Origin of the sequence: Paeniglutamicibacter cryotolerans (assembly GCF_014190875.1) — a bacterium.
GTDB classification, from domain to species: domain Bacteria; phylum Actinomycetota; class Actinomycetes; order Actinomycetales; family Micrococcaceae; genus Paeniglutamicibacter; species Paeniglutamicibacter cryotolerans.
On sequence record NZ_JACHVS010000001.1, the window covers coordinates 1,667,438 to 1,684,285 of the forward strand.

13 protein-coding genes and 1 tRNA gene are annotated in these 16,848 nt (G+C 66.2%); 11 read left to right on the forward strand and 3 right to left on the reverse strand.

All coding sequences use genetic code 11. From position 1 onward, the window contains the following. Positions 1 to 783 precede the first annotated feature (783 nt). The 8 genes from E9229_RS07865 to E9229_RS07900 all read left to right on the forward strand — a co-directional run bounded on the left by E9229_RS07865 (position 784) and on the right by E9229_RS07900 (position 9,962). On the forward strand, positions 784 to 1,284 hold the full coding sequence (locus E9229_RS07865; RefSeq protein WP_183510682.1) for an HNH endonuclease: 501 nt from the start codon (positions 784 to 786) through the stop codon (positions 1,282 to 1,284). Next, a complete protein-coding gene (gene mobA, locus E9229_RS07870) occupies positions 1,281 to 1,940 on the forward strand; it encodes a molybdenum cofactor guanylyltransferase (RefSeq protein WP_183510683.1) in 660 nt (219 codons plus the stop codon). The genes E9229_RS07865 and mobA overlap by 4 nt, the downstream gene beginning before the upstream one ends. Positions 1,941 to 1,975: 35 nt before the next feature. Beyond that, positions 1,976 to 2,263, forward strand: coding sequence for a DUF6457 domain-containing protein (locus tag E9229_RS07875; protein WP_183510684.1), 288 nt, complete (start codon positions 1,976 to 1,978; stop codon positions 2,261 to 2,263). Then, positions 2,260 to 3,444 carry a molybdopterin molybdotransferase MoeA gene (locus E9229_RS07880; RefSeq protein WP_183510685.1) on the forward strand — a complete coding sequence of 395 codons (1,185 nt, stop codon included), beginning with the start codon at positions 2,260 to 2,262 and terminating at the stop codon, positions 3,442 to 3,444. Before E9229_RS07875 ends, E9229_RS07880 begins: the two co-directional genes overlap by 4 nt. A gap of 73 nt (positions 3,445 to 3,517) precedes the next feature. Further along, entirely contained in the window at positions 3,518 to 4,366 is an 849-nt protein-coding gene (fdhD, locus tag E9229_RS07885) for a formate dehydrogenase accessory sulfurtransferase FdhD (RefSeq protein WP_183510686.1), read from the forward strand. Positions 4,367 to 4,415: 49 nt separating this feature from the next. After that, the gene (locus E9229_RS07890; RefSeq protein WP_183510687.1) at positions 4,416 to 6,752 is read left to right on the forward strand and encodes an FdhF/YdeP family oxidoreductase; all 2,337 of its coding nucleotides are present in this window, start codon (positions 4,416 to 4,418) and stop codon (positions 6,750 to 6,752) included. Positions 6,753 to 6,958: 206 nt separating this feature from the next. Beyond that, positions 6,959 to 8,029: a DMT family transporter gene (locus E9229_RS07895; protein ID WP_183510688.1), complete on the forward strand. Its 1,071-nt coding sequence runs from the start codon at positions 6,959 to 6,961 to the stop codon at positions 8,027 to 8,029. Between the two features lie 73 nt (positions 8,030 to 8,102). Further along, complete coding sequence (locus tag E9229_RS07900; protein WP_183510689.1) at positions 8,103 to 9,962, forward strand: ABC transporter ATP-binding protein; 1,860 nt, start codon at positions 8,103 to 8,105, stop codon at positions 9,960 to 9,962. Between the two features lie 7 nt (positions 9,963 to 9,969). On the opposite strand, the gene E9229_RS07905 is transcribed toward E9229_RS07900, so the two are convergent. Beyond that, a complete protein-coding gene (locus tag E9229_RS07905) occupies positions 9,970 to 10,371 on the reverse strand; it encodes an NUDIX hydrolase (RefSeq protein ID WP_183510690.1) in 402 nt (133 codons plus the stop codon). 197 nt (positions 10,372 to 10,568) lie between these two features. On the opposite strand from E9229_RS07905, the gene E9229_RS07910 reads away from it, so the two are divergent. After that, a complete protein-coding gene (locus tag E9229_RS07910; protein ID WP_183510691.1) occupies positions 10,569 to 11,795 on the forward strand; it encodes an ROK family transcriptional regulator in 1,227 nt (408 codons plus the stop codon). A gap of 393 nt (positions 11,796 to 12,188) precedes the next feature. On the opposite strand, the gene E9229_RS07915 is transcribed toward E9229_RS07910, so the two are convergent. Then, a tRNA-Arg gene (locus tag E9229_RS07915) sits at positions 12,189 to 12,265 on the reverse strand. A 101-nt stretch (positions 12,266 to 12,366) separates the two neighbouring features. Then, a complete protein-coding gene (locus E9229_RS07920) occupies positions 12,367 to 13,002 on the reverse strand; it encodes a hypothetical protein (RefSeq protein ID WP_183510692.1) in 636 nt (211 codons plus the stop codon). Positions 13,003 to 13,074: 72 nt separating this feature from the next. On the opposite strand from E9229_RS07920, the gene pcrA reads away from it, so the two are divergent. Together pcrA and sucC are read left to right on the forward strand one after the other, a co-directional pair. After that, positions 13,075 to 15,483: a DNA helicase PcrA gene (pcrA, locus tag E9229_RS07925; protein ID WP_183510693.1), complete on the forward strand. Its 2,409-nt coding sequence runs from the start codon at positions 13,075 to 13,077 to the stop codon at positions 15,481 to 15,483. 189 nt (positions 15,484 to 15,672) lie between these two features. Continuing rightward, on the forward strand, positions 15,673 to 16,842 hold the full coding sequence (sucC, locus tag E9229_RS07930) for an ADP-forming succinate--CoA ligase subunit beta (RefSeq protein WP_183510695.1): 1,170 nt from the start codon (positions 15,673 to 15,675) through the stop codon (positions 16,840 to 16,842). Positions 16,843 to 16,848 lie beyond the last annotated feature (6 nt).

A 16,848-nucleotide genomic window follows, 5' to 3' on the forward strand; every position in this document is an offset into this window, starting at 1 on the left:
CTGGACCGCGGCAGCTCGGGTCGTTCCGCTGGTCCTGCCCCTGGCGGAAGCCCTGGCAAGGCATCTGCAGCCCGGGACCCCCGGACACGCAACCGTGGCGGGGCAAACCGCCCAGACGTCGGGAGCCGGCCCTCCGCCCGCCGGAGCCCCGCACGGAACGGATCCCTTCCGGCCCTGGGCAGCCGAGGCAGTGGAGCGCAGACCCTTTCAGGCGACACCGGCACTGGCGCGTTTCCGCGAACCCCGGCCACCCCACGGATCCCACAAAGATGTGACCACCTGATCGAACAGCACCGACTTGGCCAAGTCGTCGAGGACGCTCGGGGAAGCGCTCCTCCTGGCCTCCGGTTGCGCTCCCGGGGCCACGGTATCCGCGGCCCCCTCACCGCTTCCTGGACGGAAGGCGATCCCCTCAAACGATGGGGAGGACCGTGCCGGAAGCCCTGCGGAACCACCAGCGGAATGGCCGGCGCCGCGGAGCTCTCTGCCGATGTATCCGGAACCGGGTCGCCCCTGACACCGGAATCGTGGGATCCGACGGCGGCGCCACGTTTAAGAAGGGCTTCACCCCGGCGCCGTAATCGGGGCACCGGGAAGTCGGTGAAACCCAACTGGCGATGAACCTCGGGTGAAAAACCACCATTGCCACATGGGTGCAGGCGAAAAATCCTCCCATGGTTCCTCCACCGGGCTTAGTCTTGGAAAACGAAAGCCCATGCTGGACGCCGTGCAGCCATCTTGGTGCAAGATGGAGCAGGGCCCGTCAGGACACGAGGAACGCCGATGCGAACCCTAGTACTGAATGCCGGATACGAACCGCTGGCGGTCATCACCTTCCGCCGTGCGCTGTTGCTTGTGCTCACGGGTAAGGCGAGCGTCCTGGCCGAGGACGAATCGGATCCGGTCGTGGGGCCGCACAGCGTCCTTTCACGGCCGACGGTGATTCTGCTGCACCGCTACATCAGGCTTCCGTACCGGGACTCGGCGCAGGTATCACGCCGGGGCGTGTTGCGTCGGGACGGTAACCGTTGCGGCTATTGCGGTCACGCAGCGACTACCGTTGATCACATCACCCCCAGATCCCGCGGGGGTGCCGATAGCTGGGAGAACCTCGTGGCCTGTTGCCAAAGCTGCAATAGCAGGAAGGCGGATAAAACCCTGCGCCAGTTGGGCTGGAAGCTGGTCACCAAGCCGGTCAGGCCGCGCGGCGCCAAATGGTTCATCACCGGGCTCGAACGTCCAGCCGCCGACTGGAGCCCGTTCCTGGAAGAGGAGGCCGCGTGAGCTTTGATGCGATCATCGTTGCCGGAGGCCGTGGGTCCCGGCTGGGGGGAGTGGCAAAGCCGCTGCTGACCCGCAACGGTCGGAGCCTGCTGGCGTGCGCACTGGATGCCGTGGCGGGGGCCGAGCACATCGTCGTGGTTGGGACACCGGAACTCAACGCCGTGGTCGATGGCTATGCCGTGGGGGCGCCCGCCGGACAGCGGGTGCTGGTGACCCGCGAAGATCCGGCCTATGGTGGGCCGGCTGCCGCGGTCGCCGCCGGTCGACAAGCCCTGGACGCATTACCTGGCGACGTGGAGAAGGCCGCGGTGCACACCGTGGTGATAGCGGCCGACCTGCTCGAACCGGGACTGCTCGTCACGGCAGTCCTCGCCGCCGCAGTCAACAGCGGGTCCGATGCAGGAAGCACCGCCTGGGTGCCGGTCGACGGCGAGGGGCGCCTGCAGCCGCTGGGTTGCGTGATTGGCACGAATGCCCTGCGCGCCGCCATCGCCGACGCGTCGGCCGTCGCCGGGACGCTGGAGAATGCGAGCATGATGCGCTTGCTTGCTACAGTGCAGATAGAGCGGCTGAAGCTGAAGGACCTGGATTTCAGCGACATCGATACCCCGGCCGACGTCGGGCGGTACGGCATCGACATGCCGGTCAAGGATTAGGCGGGGCGCATCGAGCCCCCGCGGCAGGAGGAAACATGGCATTGGACAGCGCGCTTGAACCCTGGGTTCGGCGGCTTTTGGCGGACTTCGAACTCGCCGGAACCGACATCGACATCAACGAGATACTGGATTTGGCGGGGGACGCTGCACACGGCATAGTACGTCCCGCCGCGCCACTGACCACCTACATCGCGGGCTATGCAGCAGGGCTTGCGGTGGGGGCCGGGCAGGCGCCAGCGGCCCAGGCGATGGAAGCGGCTGCAGCACACGTGCGCTCGGTATTGGCCGCGTACCTGGAGGATCAGGGCACCGAATCGACATGAGTTCCTCGAGCTGGCCCGCGGCCCGGGAGCTGGCGTACGCCGCAGGAGCTGCGTTGCAACGCACCATCATCACGCGCCCGCTCCAGGAAGCCGTTGGGCAGGTGCTGGCCGCCGACCTGGCCGCCCGCTATCCCATCCCGCACTGCGCCACCTCGGCCATGGACGGGTACGCCGTCTCCGGACCCGGCGGCTGGGACCTGGTCGACGCGCGCGTGGACCATCGGGCCGACCCTGGGATGCTGTCCGCCGGCCAGGCCGCGCGGATCGTCACCGGGGGAGTGGTCCCCGCCGGCTGCACCGCCATCCTGCGCAGCGAGCAGTCGCTGTTGCGGGGCACGGCGCTCACGGCCACCACCGAACCGATTCCGGGCGTCGATATCCGTCCGGCCGGACGCGAGGCAGCGGTGGGCGAGATGCTGATCGGCGCGGGGGCCCTGCTGACCCCCGGCCTTGTTGCCGTCGCGGCGATCGCCGGGTACGACGAGATCGAAACGGTGGGCTGCCCGCCGGTGCGGCTGCTCTTCACCGGTGACGAGGTCATTGCCTCGGGCACCCCGGCCCCTGGACAGGTGCGCGACTCCTTCGGTCCGGTGCTGCCTGCCTGCACGCGGTTCCTGGGCGGGGTTCCCGCCGGGGCGCAACGGATCGGTGATGACCGGGCACTGACCATCGCCGCACTCGATTCTCCCGAGGCCAGGTCGGCGCAGCTGATCATCAGCACAGGCGGCACCGGACATTCGGATATCGACCACCTGCGTCCCGCCGCGGCGGCGCTCGGGGCCGAGGTTCTCATCGATTCCATCGACATGCGCCCCGGCCACCCGGCCATGCTGTCGCGTTTCCCCGACGGGCGGCTGCTGGCAGCGTTGCCCGGCAACCCGCTGGCGGCGCTGATGGCGCTGATGACCCTGGTCGAACCGATCCTGCGCGGTGCCACCGGACGCCCGGCCTCCGCGCCGTGCATGGCCGTCAGCGCCCTGGAGATCCAGCCGCTGCCGGGGCGGCACCGGCTGGTTCCCGCCCGCTGGGTCGCGGCCGGCGGGGTCGATGCGCTGGCCCCCGCGGAGCATGTCGCATCGGCGATGATGCGCGGCCTCGGCGAGGCCGACGCGATCCTGGTGCTGCCTCCCCACGGTGTGGCACAAGGTGCCCCGGTGCCCTATCTGCCGCTACCGTGGTGAGGTGGCCGATGCCACCGACGATTTTCCCCGAGCGCCGCACCTGTGCGCCGGCCGATGAAGCAAGGACTTTCTGATGGGCAGAATCACCACGCGGCGCCGCATTACCCGAATGACCCTGGAGGGTCAGTCACGCGAGCGCGAGGAGACGATGGCGGCCGAGGAACCGCTGGAGATCCGCCTCGGCGCCCGCACCTTCAGTATTACCATGCGCACCCCCGGCGACGACTTCGACCTGGTCGCCGGCTTCCTGACCGGCGAGGGAGTCATTTGGCATCCCGAGCACCTGCCGTCGCTGCGCTACTGCGCCGGCGAGGACGAGAACGGGATGCAGACTTTCAACGTGGTCGAGGCGCAACTCGGCGAGGGGGCGCAGGTCCCTGACCCGTCGCTGGACCGCCACGTCTACACCACCAGCGCCTGTGGCATCTGCGGTACCGCATCCATCGACGCCGTGGCTAAGACCTCCCGCTTCGCCCTTGCCGCGGAGTCGGGGAGGATCGCGCTGGATACGCTGCTCGGCCTGCCCGATGTGCTGCGCGAACACCAGACGCTGTTCTCCAAGACCGGCGGCGTGCATGCGGCGGGGCTGTTCTCCACCTCTGGTGACCTGCTGTGCCTGCGCGAGGATGTGGGCCGGCACAACGCGGTGGACAAGGTGGTGGGCTGGGCGCTGCGCGAGGGAAGGCTGCCGCTGAGCGAAACGGTGCTGCAGGTCTCGGGCCGGGCCTCCTTCGAGCTCGTGCAGAAGGCCTATTTGGCCGGCATCCCCGTCTTGTGCGCCGTCAGCGCACCGTCTTCGCTAGCAGTGGAACTCGCCGACAAAGCGGGAATGACACTTGCAGGATTCAGCAGGGGTAGTAGCGTGAATGTATACACGCATCCGGAGCGCATCACTGCTGCGCCCGGCCCAAACCTGCCGTAGCCGGAAATCCCCTGATCGGGGCCGGCTGCGGAGCTTAAACGGAGGACTCATGATTCGCTCGGCACCCGTCTCGGATATTAACGAAGACAACCTAGTGGTGGGGGATCCTAAATCCACCGCCGCAGGTGTCGAGGCGGTAATGGTCTCGCTGAAGCGCGGCTACGCCCAGGCCGGTGTCACTCGCACCGTGCGCTCGATGCTGCGCGTGAACCAGCGCGGCGGCTTCGACTGCCCGGGTTGTGCCTGGCCCGAATCGATCACCGGGGCCCGCAAGCCGGCCGAATTCTGCGAGAACGGCGCCAAGGCCATCGCCGAGGAATCGACCACTCGAATTGTCACCCCTGCCTGGTGGGCGGCACACCCGATCTCCGAGCTGCGCGGGAAGACCGAATACTGGATGGGCAACCAGGGCCGGATCTCCGAGCCGATGATCATCCGCGAGGGCGAGACCCACTACACGCCCATCACCTGGTCCGAGGCGTTCGCCACCATCGGAGAGCACGTGAAGGCGACGACGCCGGAACGCACCGTGTTCTACACCTCCGGGCGCACCGCCAACGAGACGGCGTTCATGTACGGGCTGCTGGCCCGTTCGTTGGGTACGAACAATCTGCCGGACTGCTCGAACATGTGCCATGAATCCTCCGGTTCGGCGTTGAACCCCACCATCGGCATCGGCAAGGGCACCGTCTCGCTGCAGGACTTCGATTCGGCCCAGGTGATCATGGTCGTCGGACAGAACCCCGGTACCAACCACCCGCGCATGCTCTCCGCACTGGCCGAGGCCCGCCACAAGGGCGCGAAGGTCATTGCGGTGAACCCGTTGCCCGAGGCTGGGCTGATGAACTTCAAGGACCCGCAGTCGGTCAACGGCGTGATCGGCAAGGGCGATGTCATTTCCGACGAGTTCCTGCAGATCAAGGTCGGCGGCGATCTGGCCCTGTTCCAGGCGCTGGGCCACCTGCTGCTGCAGGAGGAACTGCGGAACCCGGGCACCATCGTCGACAAGTCGTTCATCGAGGCCCAGACCGACGGCTACGCCGCCTACGCACAGGCCCGCGAGGAGCTCGACTGGGAGACCACGGAAATTGCGACGGGTCTGACCCGCGCCGAGATCACCAAGGTCGCCGACATGCTCGCCGCTTCCAAGGCGACGATCATCTGCTGGGCGCTGGGCCTGACCCAGCAGCCGCACTCGGTGGACACGCTGCGCGAAGTCATCAACGTGCTGCTGCTCCAGGGCAACTTCGGTAAGCCCGGCGCCGGCGCCTGCCCGGTCCGCGGCCACTCCAACGTGCAGGGCGACCGCACGATGGGCATCTGGGAGAAGCCCGGCGAGAACCTGCTGGCCGCGCTGGATGCGGAATTCGGAATCTCCTCCCCGCGTGAGCACGGCTATGATTCGACCGAGGCGCTGCATGCCTTCGAGAAGGACGAGATCGACGTGTTCGTCTCCATGGGTGGCAACTTCGCCTTGGCGAACTCGGAGACCGAACGGCTCGAGGCCGGGATGCAGCGCGCCGGGCTGACCGTGCACATCTCTACCAAGCCCAACCGCTCGCACGTGGTGCACGGCAAGACCTCGCTGATCCTGCCCACGCTCGGGCGTACCGACCGCGATGACAAGCACCCCGGCGGGCCCCAGTTCCTCTCGGTGGAGGACTCCATGTCCGTCGTGCATTCCACCCAGGGCCGGCTGACACCGGTCTCCGAGCACCTGTTGGCCGAACCGGTCATCGTGGCGCGCATGGCCCAGGCCATCCTCGGTGAGGACCACGTCATCGACTGGAAGGCGATGGCCGAGGACTACGACGTGATCCGCGACCACATCTCCCGCGTGCTGCCGGGCTTCGAGGACTTCAACGCCCGGGTCCGCGGGCGTAACGGTTTCGTGCTGCCCAACCCGCCGCGCGATACCCGCACCTTCGCCACCGACATCGGCAAGGCTCGTTTCACCGTAGCCCCGTTGGAGTTCCTGTCCCCGCCCGAGGGGCACCTGGTGCTGCAGACCATGCGCAGCCACGACCAGTACAACACCACCTTCTACGGGCTCGATGACCGCTACCGCGGCATCAAGAACGGGCGTCGGGTGGTACTGGTGCACCCCGAGGACCTGATCGAGCTGGGCTTCAAGGACCGCGACATGGTCGACGTCATCTCCACCTTCGGTGGCTCCGAGCGCCGGGCGAACAAGTTCCGTCTGGTTTCCTACCCGACGGCCCGCGGCTGCGCCGCCGCGTACTTCCCGGAGGCCAACGGGCTGGTGCACCGCGAGCTGGTGGCCCGTGAATCGAACACCCCGGGCTTCAAGGCCATGATGGTGCGCTTCGTCGAGCACACCCGCGAGGCCTCGGCGACCTTCGACGAGGACGCCGTCCGCAAGTAGCCGACCGAACGGCATTGCCGGGCCCTTCCGGCCCGCACCGGAACCCCGCGCCGCGACAGCGGCGCGGGGTTCCGGTGTTTGGGGCACCAGCCAGCCGGGGTTGTCCCGTTGAATGGGATAAGGCCCCGGGAGGCAGGCGAATCGTGCCTAGGCTGGTTCATTGATTTCCCCCGCTCGCATCGTTCCCGAAGGAGCGCAAGACCACCTTGTCTGCCAAGCCCATCACCCGCACCGCCATGATCCTTGGCACCCTGATGGCCGTCGTTGCCGGACACGTCTTGCCGGTGCAGGCCCGCATCAACGGGGAGCTGGGGGCCCGGGTCCGGGACCCGTTGCTTGCCGCGCTACTGGCTGCAGCGGTGTCCCTGTCGATGATGCTGCTCATGACCCTGGGCACCCGTCGCGGGCGCTCGGCCCTGCGCCAGGTGCTGCGCGATACCCGCAGCGGGGCCATCGCGTGGTGGAACCACCTGGCCGGCATCCTGGGCGCCGCGTTCGTGGTGGTGATGAGCGCCGCGTCGCCTATCGTCGGGGTGGCCGTCTACACGGTGGTCGTGGTGTTCGGACAGACGCTCAGCGGGCTCATGGTCGACCGTTTCGGGCTGGGGCCCGGGGGAAGGCGGCGGATAACGCCCGCGCGGGCCTTGGGCGTGCTTCTTGCCGTTGCGGGAGTACTCGTGGCGGTGGCGCCACGCCTGTCGGGGGTGAAGGACCCGGGATCGTTGATCATCCCGATGGCCTTCATTTTCCTCGCCGGGATCATCATGAGCCTGCAGCACGGGTTCAACGGGAAGGTTGCGGCCCACGTGAGCTCGCCATTCCCCGGGACGATGCTGAACTATGTCATCGGAGGCTCGCTGATGTTGCTCATCTGGCTGGGCAAACTGGCCTTCGGCGGGAACCTGGCCGAGCTTCCGACCGAACCCTGGCTCTACCTTGCCGGGGCGTTGGGCGCCGGTAACCTGATTGTCTCCGCCATGTTGGCCCGGCGCATCGGCATCCTTCTCACCGGGTTGGGCATGATTGCCGGACAGCTGATCGGCTCGTTGCTCCTGGATGTGTTGCTGCCGTCCGCCGGCAGCCACATCTATGTCCAGACGATCATCGGCATCGGGATAGTGCTCGGTGCAATATTCCTTGCCACCGTCGGCCCGCGGGCCCCGAGGCCGATGCCGGCCCGTGACGTGGCCGATGAAAAGGTTCCGGTCGCCGGTGAGGGGAAGAATGCGGGGCGCGAAAGCGTTATGCCGGGAGTGGGGCCAGCCCCCGCGGACTAAGATCGGTCACTGGCGTGTCAACGGAACCCCGGGGCACGCGACCGGCACCACTGCAGGACGGCAAGAACACCTCATGAGCATGGAAAATGTGGCCTGGAATTCGCTATGGCGGATGTCCGGGGCCAAGGAGCAAAGAGCCTTCGCCCCCGATACGTTCAGGCGGGTGGTGGCGTTCGCGGCCCGCTACAAGAAGCAGTTGATCTGGTTTGTCTCCTTCTCAGTCGTCTCCGCAGTGTTGGCCGTGGCCACACCGGTGCTGGCCGGCAAGGTCGTGGATGCCATCGTAGGCAACCAGGGAAGCGGGGTGGTGGTCAGGCTGGCCGTGCTCATCGCGGCGGTGGCGATCGCCAACGCCGGGATCGGGCTGCTCGTGCGCTGGATCTCCTCCCGGCTGGGTGAGGGGATCATCTACGACCTGCGCACCGCGGTGTTCGACCACGTGCAGAAGATGCCGATTGCGTTCTTCACCCGGACCCGCACCGGTGCGCTGGTCTCCCGGTTGAACAACGACGTGATCGGTGCCCAGTCGGCGTTTTCCGGCACGCTGTCCTCGCTGGTCTCCAACGTGGTGGCCCTGGTGCTCACTGCAGGGGTCATGCTGACGACTTCTTGGCAGGTCACCGTGCTGGCGCTTGTGATGCTGCCGATCTTCCTGCTCCCGGCCCGCCGCTTCGGCAAGACGCTGGCCCTGCTGCGCCGCGAATCGGCCGACCACAATGCAGCCATGGGCACCCAGATGACCGAACGCTTTTCCGCCCCCGGGGCCACGCTGATCAAGCTCTTCGGCCGCCCGGCCTCCGAATCGCACGAGTTTGCACTGCGTGCAGCGCGGGTGCGGGACATCGGGGTGAAGATGGCACTGCGCCAGTTCTTCTTCGTTACGATGCTCACCTTGGTTGCCGCGCTGGCGCTGGCCCTGGTCTACGGGTTGGGCGGTGTGTATGCGTTGCGCGGGGAGTTGGCGGCCGGCGACGTGGTGACCCTGGTCCTGCTGCTGACCCAGCTTTATGCGCCGTTGACGGCCCTGGCCAATGCCCGGGTGGAAATCATGAGCGCACTGGTGAGCTTTGACCGGGTCTTTGAGATCCTTGACCTGAAGCCGTTGATTACCGACGCCCCCGACGCCACGGCGCTGCCCAAGACAGCGGCTGTCGATGTGCGCTTCAGGAACGTGGACTTCGCCTATCCGAGCGCCGACAAGGTCTCGCTGGCATCGTTGGAGGATGTGGCCACGCTGGATACCCGCGGCGGGGAGCAGGTCCTGCATGGAATCGACTTCCTGGTGCCCGCCGGGCAGACGGTGGCCCTGGTCGGTTCCTCAGGTGCCGGAAAGTCCACCATCGCCCAACTGATGGCACGGCTTTACGACGTGGATTCCGGGGCCGTGGAGCTCTCGGGGACCGACATCCGGCAACTTTCACTCTCCTCGTTGCGCCGCACCGTCTCGATGGTGACCCAGGACGGGCACCTCTTCCACGAAACGATCCGTGCCAACCTGCTCCTGGCCGCCCCTGAGGCAACCGAGGAAGAGCTCTGGGACGCGTTGCGCAGGGCCCGGCTGGAATCGACCATGCAGGCGCTGCCCGACGGGCTGGACACCATGGTGGGGGAGCGCGGCTACCGGCTCTCGGGCGGGGAACGCCAACGCATGACCATTGCCCGGCTGCTGCTGGCGGCCCCGCAGGTGGTCATCCTCGATGAGGCGACGGCTGCGCTGGACTCAACCAACGAGGCGGCCGTGCAGGAGGCCCTGGCGCATGCCCTGGAGGGGCGCACCGCCGTGGTGATCGCCCACAGGCTCTCCACCATCCGCTCCGCGGACCAGATCCTGGTCATCGAGGACGGGCGGATCCTCGAACGCGGAACCCACGCCGAACTGCTGGCCGTTGGAGGGCGATATAGCGAACTGCACGAGACGCAGTTCGCGCAGTAGCCCCGGGCTAGGCGCGGAGCAGCCCCGGGAGGATCTCGTTGCTCAGCAGCGGGGCGAGGTCCGGACGCAGCAACGCCTCGGCCGGGTCGATCCAGATCATTTCCTCGATTTCAGCGGCGATGATGGCCGGCTCGGCCGTGGTGGCGGCGAACAAGTGGGCCTCGATGAGGGTGTCCGCCTCGTTGGCCGCCGGACCGCGCCACCGGCCCAGGAATTCGAGCTGCGCCGGGGCGAGCCGGATGCCGGTTTCCTCCGCGACCTCGCGGATGGCCGCCATCAAGGGGGCCTCTCCGGGTTCCAGCTTCCCGCCGGGCTGCATGAATTTGTCGGTACCGCGCTTGCGGACCAGCAGGATGTGCCCGTTCGGATCGAGCAAGCGGACGGCGGCAATGGTGAGGATCGTGGGCATGGCCCCCATCCTAGGGGGTTCCAGTGCCGTGTAATAAACTGTGAAAGCGCGCCGATGCGGGGTAGGAGTTGGAGCGACACGGCAATATTTCGGCTGAATCGGTAAGCGGTCGTGCCAGAATGCTGAACGGACGTGTCTTCGTTGTCAACGGCGCGCGTCCCTTGGGGGACCTATTCAAAACGACAACTGGAGCATTGATGCAGCGGGGCACCAACCTAGGCCGACTTGGCGACTTCAACCAAGCCGTGATCTTCGAATCGATTCGCAGGGCGGTTGATGGGGTCAGCCGCGTCGAGCTTGCCGGATCCACGGGGCTTTCCCCGCAAACCATCTCTAATGTCGTGCGTCGGCTCCTCGACGAAGGCCTGGTCCGCGAGGACCGGACCGTGGTATCCGGCCCCGGGAAGCCGCGAACCGTGCTCGAACTCGAAACAAACCGCATGGTCAGCATCGGTATCCACCTGGATCCCGGACTGATTTCACTGGTGATGCTCAACCTGCGCGGCGAGGTCCTGCTGTCCAGGCGCTTGGAAATCCCGGCGGTCGAGGTTCCCGAAAAGACACTCGAGACGATGGCCGCCGCCGTCAACGAGATGATCACCGAATCCGGCCACCCGCGGTCCAATGTCGTGGGCGTCGGAGTTGCGGCACCCGGACCGCTGAATCCCGAAAAGGGCTTCATTACCGGTCCGCCGCTGCTTGACGGATGGAACGAGGTGGACATCGTCGAGCCGCTGCACCGGGCGCTTGACCTGCCGGTCGTCCTGGAAAAGGACACCATTGCCGCGGCCATCGCCGAAACCTGGAAGGGTACCGGGCAGGGCCGCGACAACTTCATCTTCATGTACATGGGCGCTGGCATCGGTGCCGGCATCGTGCTCAACGGAGAGGTCGTGCGGGGCGTCAGCAACAACGCCGGCGAGGTCGGGCACTACTCGACCGGCCAGGACTCCCGCGACTGCGAATGCGGCCGCCGCGACTGCCTCGCAGCGGCAACGTCCTTTCCGATGGTGGCCGCCCAGGCCCGTGCCGTGGGCATCGCCCTGGATGTACCCGACGAGGGCACTGTCGAGGAACGCGCGACGGGCATGAACCAGCTCGTCGAGATGGCCGCCGCCGGAAACGAAGCAGCCCAGGGTGTCCTGCGCGGGTCCTCCGAGCAGGTCGCCCAGGTTGCGGGCCAGCTCTGCAACGCCTTGGACGTCGATACGGTTATCCTCGGTGGCCCACTCTGGGCCGACATCGGAGGCTACTGCCTGGAGCAGGCTGCGCTGGTGATCAACGAGCGCTTCACCCCCAAGGACGTCCACGGCATCGAGGTGCTCTCTTCCCGCCTCGGCTTCGAGGTGGGGGCCATCGGTGGCGCCTGCGCGATCATGGACGCCATGTTCTCCCCGAAGGCCAGCGCGCTGCTCCTGCGCTGATCCACGGATTCCACGATGCCCCGGCCCGCTGTTTCGGGAGCCGGGGCATCGCCATGTCCGGGGCATGCCTGCGGGGATTCCATCATCCCCTGACAAGCGTTGACATTCTCAGTCGAATGGATTTAGCATGGGTGCCATGGGTAGGTGGTAACCGAGCCGCCCACCGTTCTACGCGTGTCTGTCTCAAATGCCGCTAGACCAAACGGTGGGGGAACGGCGGTTCGGCTGCTGGGGAACCGCTCACGTAGCCGTCGACCGGTGATCGAGATGTGATGGGAGTCGTCTCTTGATATCACCGGTCGACGGCATTTTATTGCCCGGAATCCATGGGACGCAAACGAGACATGAAAAAGCCGGGAAGGCCCGTCCGGAAGGACGGGCCTTCCCGGCTGATGGTGCCCCTGACCGGAATCGAACCGATGGCCTACTCTTTAGGAGAGAGTCGCTCTATCCGACTGAGCTACAGGGGCCTGCCCGCCGTGGCGGACACACATTATCCTAACCTCATCGCGGCCGCTGAACGGAATTCACCTGCCGCAGACGTCGAATCCGACGGCGGGAGGACCTCCGGCTAGCTCAGCCCGGCTTCGGACCACTTGGCCTTGAACGTGGTGATGAACGAGGCGATCAGCACCCCGACAAGCACGGCGGCGGTAGCGAAGAGCAGCACCCAGCTGATGGTGGTCAGGGTCGAGGCCAGCGAGACGGCACCGGGATCCAGCGGTCCGTTGAACAGGGCGTCGATGGCGGCGTTTTCCCACAGGTCGACGATCGCGAAGAGCATCGGGACGGCCCACAGCACCCACCGCACCGGACCGCGGACCGTATGCAGATTCACCACGAGCATGGTGGTCAGCGCCAGGAACAGCGGGAAGAGCATGCCAGCGGTCTTGTGCACGTAGTTGAGTTGGCCGATGGCGTCGGAATTCATAGCTGCCCGCAGCGCCTCGATGTCGGCGACCGAGTAGCCGCCCATCATCTGGTCGGGCATGGCCAGGCCTCCGGAAAGATCCGACATTTGGTTCAGCACCAGCAGGTGGAAGTACCAAAAGAGGAGGATCGTTGCGCCAACGGCTGCAAGCACGATGACGTTGCCGTTGCCCCGGGCCTGTTCGGGGGTTCGTTGCGTCGACTGGTTTACCACGGGAGCCGGTGCCGCCCTGAGGGCGGGGCGGGCGGTGTTCTTCTTATTGCGAGGCTTGGACATAGGGCTATTATGCCGGTTCAGGCCTTGGCCCGGGGCATCGGGGCGGTGTCGAACCGTAGACTGGAAGGCATCATGGATTTCCTTTTCGATGACTTCGCGCCCACCCCCGTCCGCCCCTCCCTGCCCGATGCGGCTGCCCTGCTCCAGGGAATGAACCCGCAGCAGGAGGAGGCCGTCAAACATGCCGGTTCGCCGCTGCTGATCGTCGCCGGTGCCGGCTCGGGGAAGACCCGTGTGCTCTCGCACCGGATCGCCTACCTGCTGGCCACCGGCCGGGCCAGGCCACACGAGATCCTGGCCATCACCTTCACCAACAAGGCGGCCGCCGAGATGCGTGAGCGCATCGGGGCCCTAGTCGGGGACGTGGCGGACAAGATGTGGATCTCCACCTTCCACTCCTCCTGCGTAAAGATCCTGCGCCGCGAGGCAGGCTCGGTGGGGTTGAAGTCCAGCTTCTCCATTTACGATTCGGCTGATTCGCTGCGCCTGATCACGATGGTGGCCAAGGGCCTGGAACTGGACCCGAAGAAGTTCAACCCCAAGGTCATGGCGCACAAGATCTCCGCACTGAAGAACGAGCTGATCGATGACGAGGAATACGCGTCCTCGGTCACCGAGGGCGACCCGTTCGCCTCGGCGGTCGCCGCCGTCTACCGCGGCTACACCCAACGCCTGCGTCAGGCCAACGCCATGGACTTCGATGACCTGATCGGCCAGGTGGTCAACATCTTCCGCGCGTTCCCGGGGATAGCTGACAACTACCGGCGGCGCTTCAGGCACGTGCTGGTCGACGAATACCAGGACACCAACCATGCCCAGTACTCGCTGGTCCGCGAGCTCACCGGCCCCGACGGGCCCACCCCCGGAGGGGAGCTGACCGTGGTCGGCGACTCCGACCAGTCGATCTACGCGTTCCGCGGCGCCGATATCCGCAACATCGTCGAATTCGGCAAGGACTACCCCGACGCCGAAACGATCAAACTGGAGCAGAACTACCGTTCTACCCAGACCATCCTGACCGCGGCCAACACGGTGATCGCGCGCAACCCGGACCGTCCGGACAAGAAGCTGTGGACGGCCGAGGGCGACGGCGAACAGATCGTGGGCTATGTCGCTGAATCCGAGCAGGACGAGGCCCGGTGGATCGCAGAGGAGATCCTGCGGCTGAACGACGAGGAGGACGTGCTCCCCGGCGACGTGGCGATCTTCTACCGGACGAATGCCCAGTCCCGGTCGCTGGAAGAGCAGCTGATGCGCGTGGACCTGAAGTACAAGGTGGTCGGCGGAACCCGGTTCTACGACCGCAAGGAGGTCAAGGACGCGCTGGCCTACCTGCGCGCCCTAGTGAACCCGGACGATGACATCAATGTTCGCCGCATCCTGAACGAACCCAAGCGCGGGATCGGTGACCGGGCCGAATTCGCCGTCGCGGCGCTGGCCGAACGCGATCGGACGTCGTTCATGGCTGCCCTGCGCCGGGCCGAAGACGCCCCCGGCCTGGGTACCCGCGGGATTAAGATGATCGATTCCTTCGTGAAGATCATCGACGACCTGGCGGTGGTGGCGGAGGGGTCGGGTCCCGCTGCCGCGCTCGAGGCGGTGCTTGAGCAGACCGGCTACCTGGAGGTGCTGCGCAAGTCCGATGACCCGCAGGACGAGTCCCGCGTGGAGAACCTCGCCGAACTCGTCGCGGTGGTCAGGGATTTTGAGATCGAGCAGCCCGAGGGCACGCTGCAGGACTTCCTTGAACGCGTGGCGCTGGTCGCCGACGCCGATTCGATTCCCGAGGCGCCCGAGGACGACGAAGGCGCCGCGATGGCCAAACGGGAGGGAATGGTCACCTTGATGACGCTCCACACGGCCAAGGGGCTGGAATTTCCTGTGGTGTTCCTCACGGGAATGGAGCATGGGATCTTCCCGCACCAGCGGTCGCTGACCGATCCGAAGGAGCTGGCCGAGGAGCGCCGGCTGGCATACGTGGGGCTCACCCGTGCCCGCCGCCGGCTCTACTTGAGCCGGGCAGAATACCGCAGCATGTGGGGCCAGGCCCAATACAATCCGGCCAGCCAATTCCTGGAGGAAATCCCGGCGGAGCTGATCGATTGGAAGCGCGAGGGCAGCTCCCGCGCCCCGGTCCAGTCCTTCGGATCTGACCGGTTCGGATCGGCCCGCTACGATTCGGGTTCCTACTGGGGAGCGGGAAGCGCCGCTTCTGGCGCCCGTGCGGCGGGTCCCTCGCGTCGGGCCGGAGACCCCGAAACCAACGCGCTGAGCACAGCCCCGGTCGCCCGCTCCCGGGTGCAGCCGAATAAGGAGATTATCGCCCTTTCGGTGGGGGACAAGGTCACCCACGCAAGCTTCGGGCAGGGCGTCGTGCTGGCCATGGAGGGCGTCGGTGACAAGCAGGTGGCCAAGGTGAAATTCCCGGATTCGGAGAAGCGCCTGCTGCTGCGCTATGCGCCGCTGACAAAGGTCGACTAGCCGGTGAGCGCCCAATGGTACTCGCCGGGCATTTTCTCTACGCCCCGTAGAACTGTGCTGTTCGGGTTCGAAGGGATACCCTGATCAAGGCGTCTAGCCCTCCGGGGCTAGAGTTCCCTTGGGTGCTCCGGTCGAATAAACCGGTACCTCCAAGCCCGAAACGACTTCGACGTAGAAGGACACAAGCCCGTGGACCTGTATGAATACCAGGCGCGCGATCTGTTTGAGTCGCACGGTGTACCCGTGCTGGCCGGCATCGTTGCGTACACACCTGAAGAAGCCAAGGCAGCAGCCGAGAAAATCGGCGGCGTCGTGGTTGTCAAAGCCCAGGTAAAGGTCGGAGGCCGCGGCAAGGCCGGCGGCGTAAAGGTCGCCAAGACCGCCGACGAGGCCTTCGAGCACGCATCCAACATTCTCGGTATGGACATCAAGGGCCACACCGTGAACAAGGTCATGATCGCCCAGGGCGCCGACATCGCCGAGGAGTTCTACTTCTCGGTGCTGCTGGACCGCGCAAACCGCAACTACCTGGCCATGTGCTCGGTTGAAGGCGGCATGGAGATCGAAGAGCTTGCAGTCGAGCGCCCCGAGGCACTTGCCCGCATCTCCGTCGACCCGGCCGTCGGCATCGACCAGGCCAAGGCCGACGAGATCGTTGCAGCAGCAGGCTTCGCGCCGGAGCTGACCGAAAAGGTCGCTTCCGCCATCCTGAAGTTGTGGGACGTCTTCAAGAAGGAAGACGCCACCCTCGTCGAGGTCAACCCGCTGGTTCGCACCGGCGCCGGCGAGATCGTCGCCCTGGACGGCAAGGTCACCATCGACGAGAACGCCGAGTTCCGTCACCCGCACCACGCCGACCTTGAGGACAAGGAAGCCGCGGATCCGCTGGAGGCCAAGGCCAAGGCTCAGGACCTGAACTACGTCAAGCTGGACGGCGAAGTAGGCATCATCGGTAACGGCGCAGGCCTGGTCATGTCGACCCTGGACGTCGTCGCCTACGCCGGCGAGAACCACGGCAATGTGAAGCCCGCCAACTTCCTGGACATCGGCGGTGGAGCCTCCGCTGAGGTCATGGCCGCTGGCCTGGACGTCATCCTCAACGATGAGCAGGTCAAGTCCGTCTTCGTGAACGTCTTCGGCGGAATCACCGCCTGTGACGCAGTTGCCAAGGGCATCGTTGGCGCGCTGGCCGAGCTCGGCTCAGCAGCCAACAAGCCGCTGGTCGTCCGCCTCGACGGCAACAACGTCGAAGAGGGCCGCCGCATCCTGGCCGAGGCCAACCACCCGCTGGTCACCCTGGCAGCAACCATGGACGAGGGCGCCGACAAGGCCGCCGAACTCGCCAACGCAGCGAAGTAAAGGGAC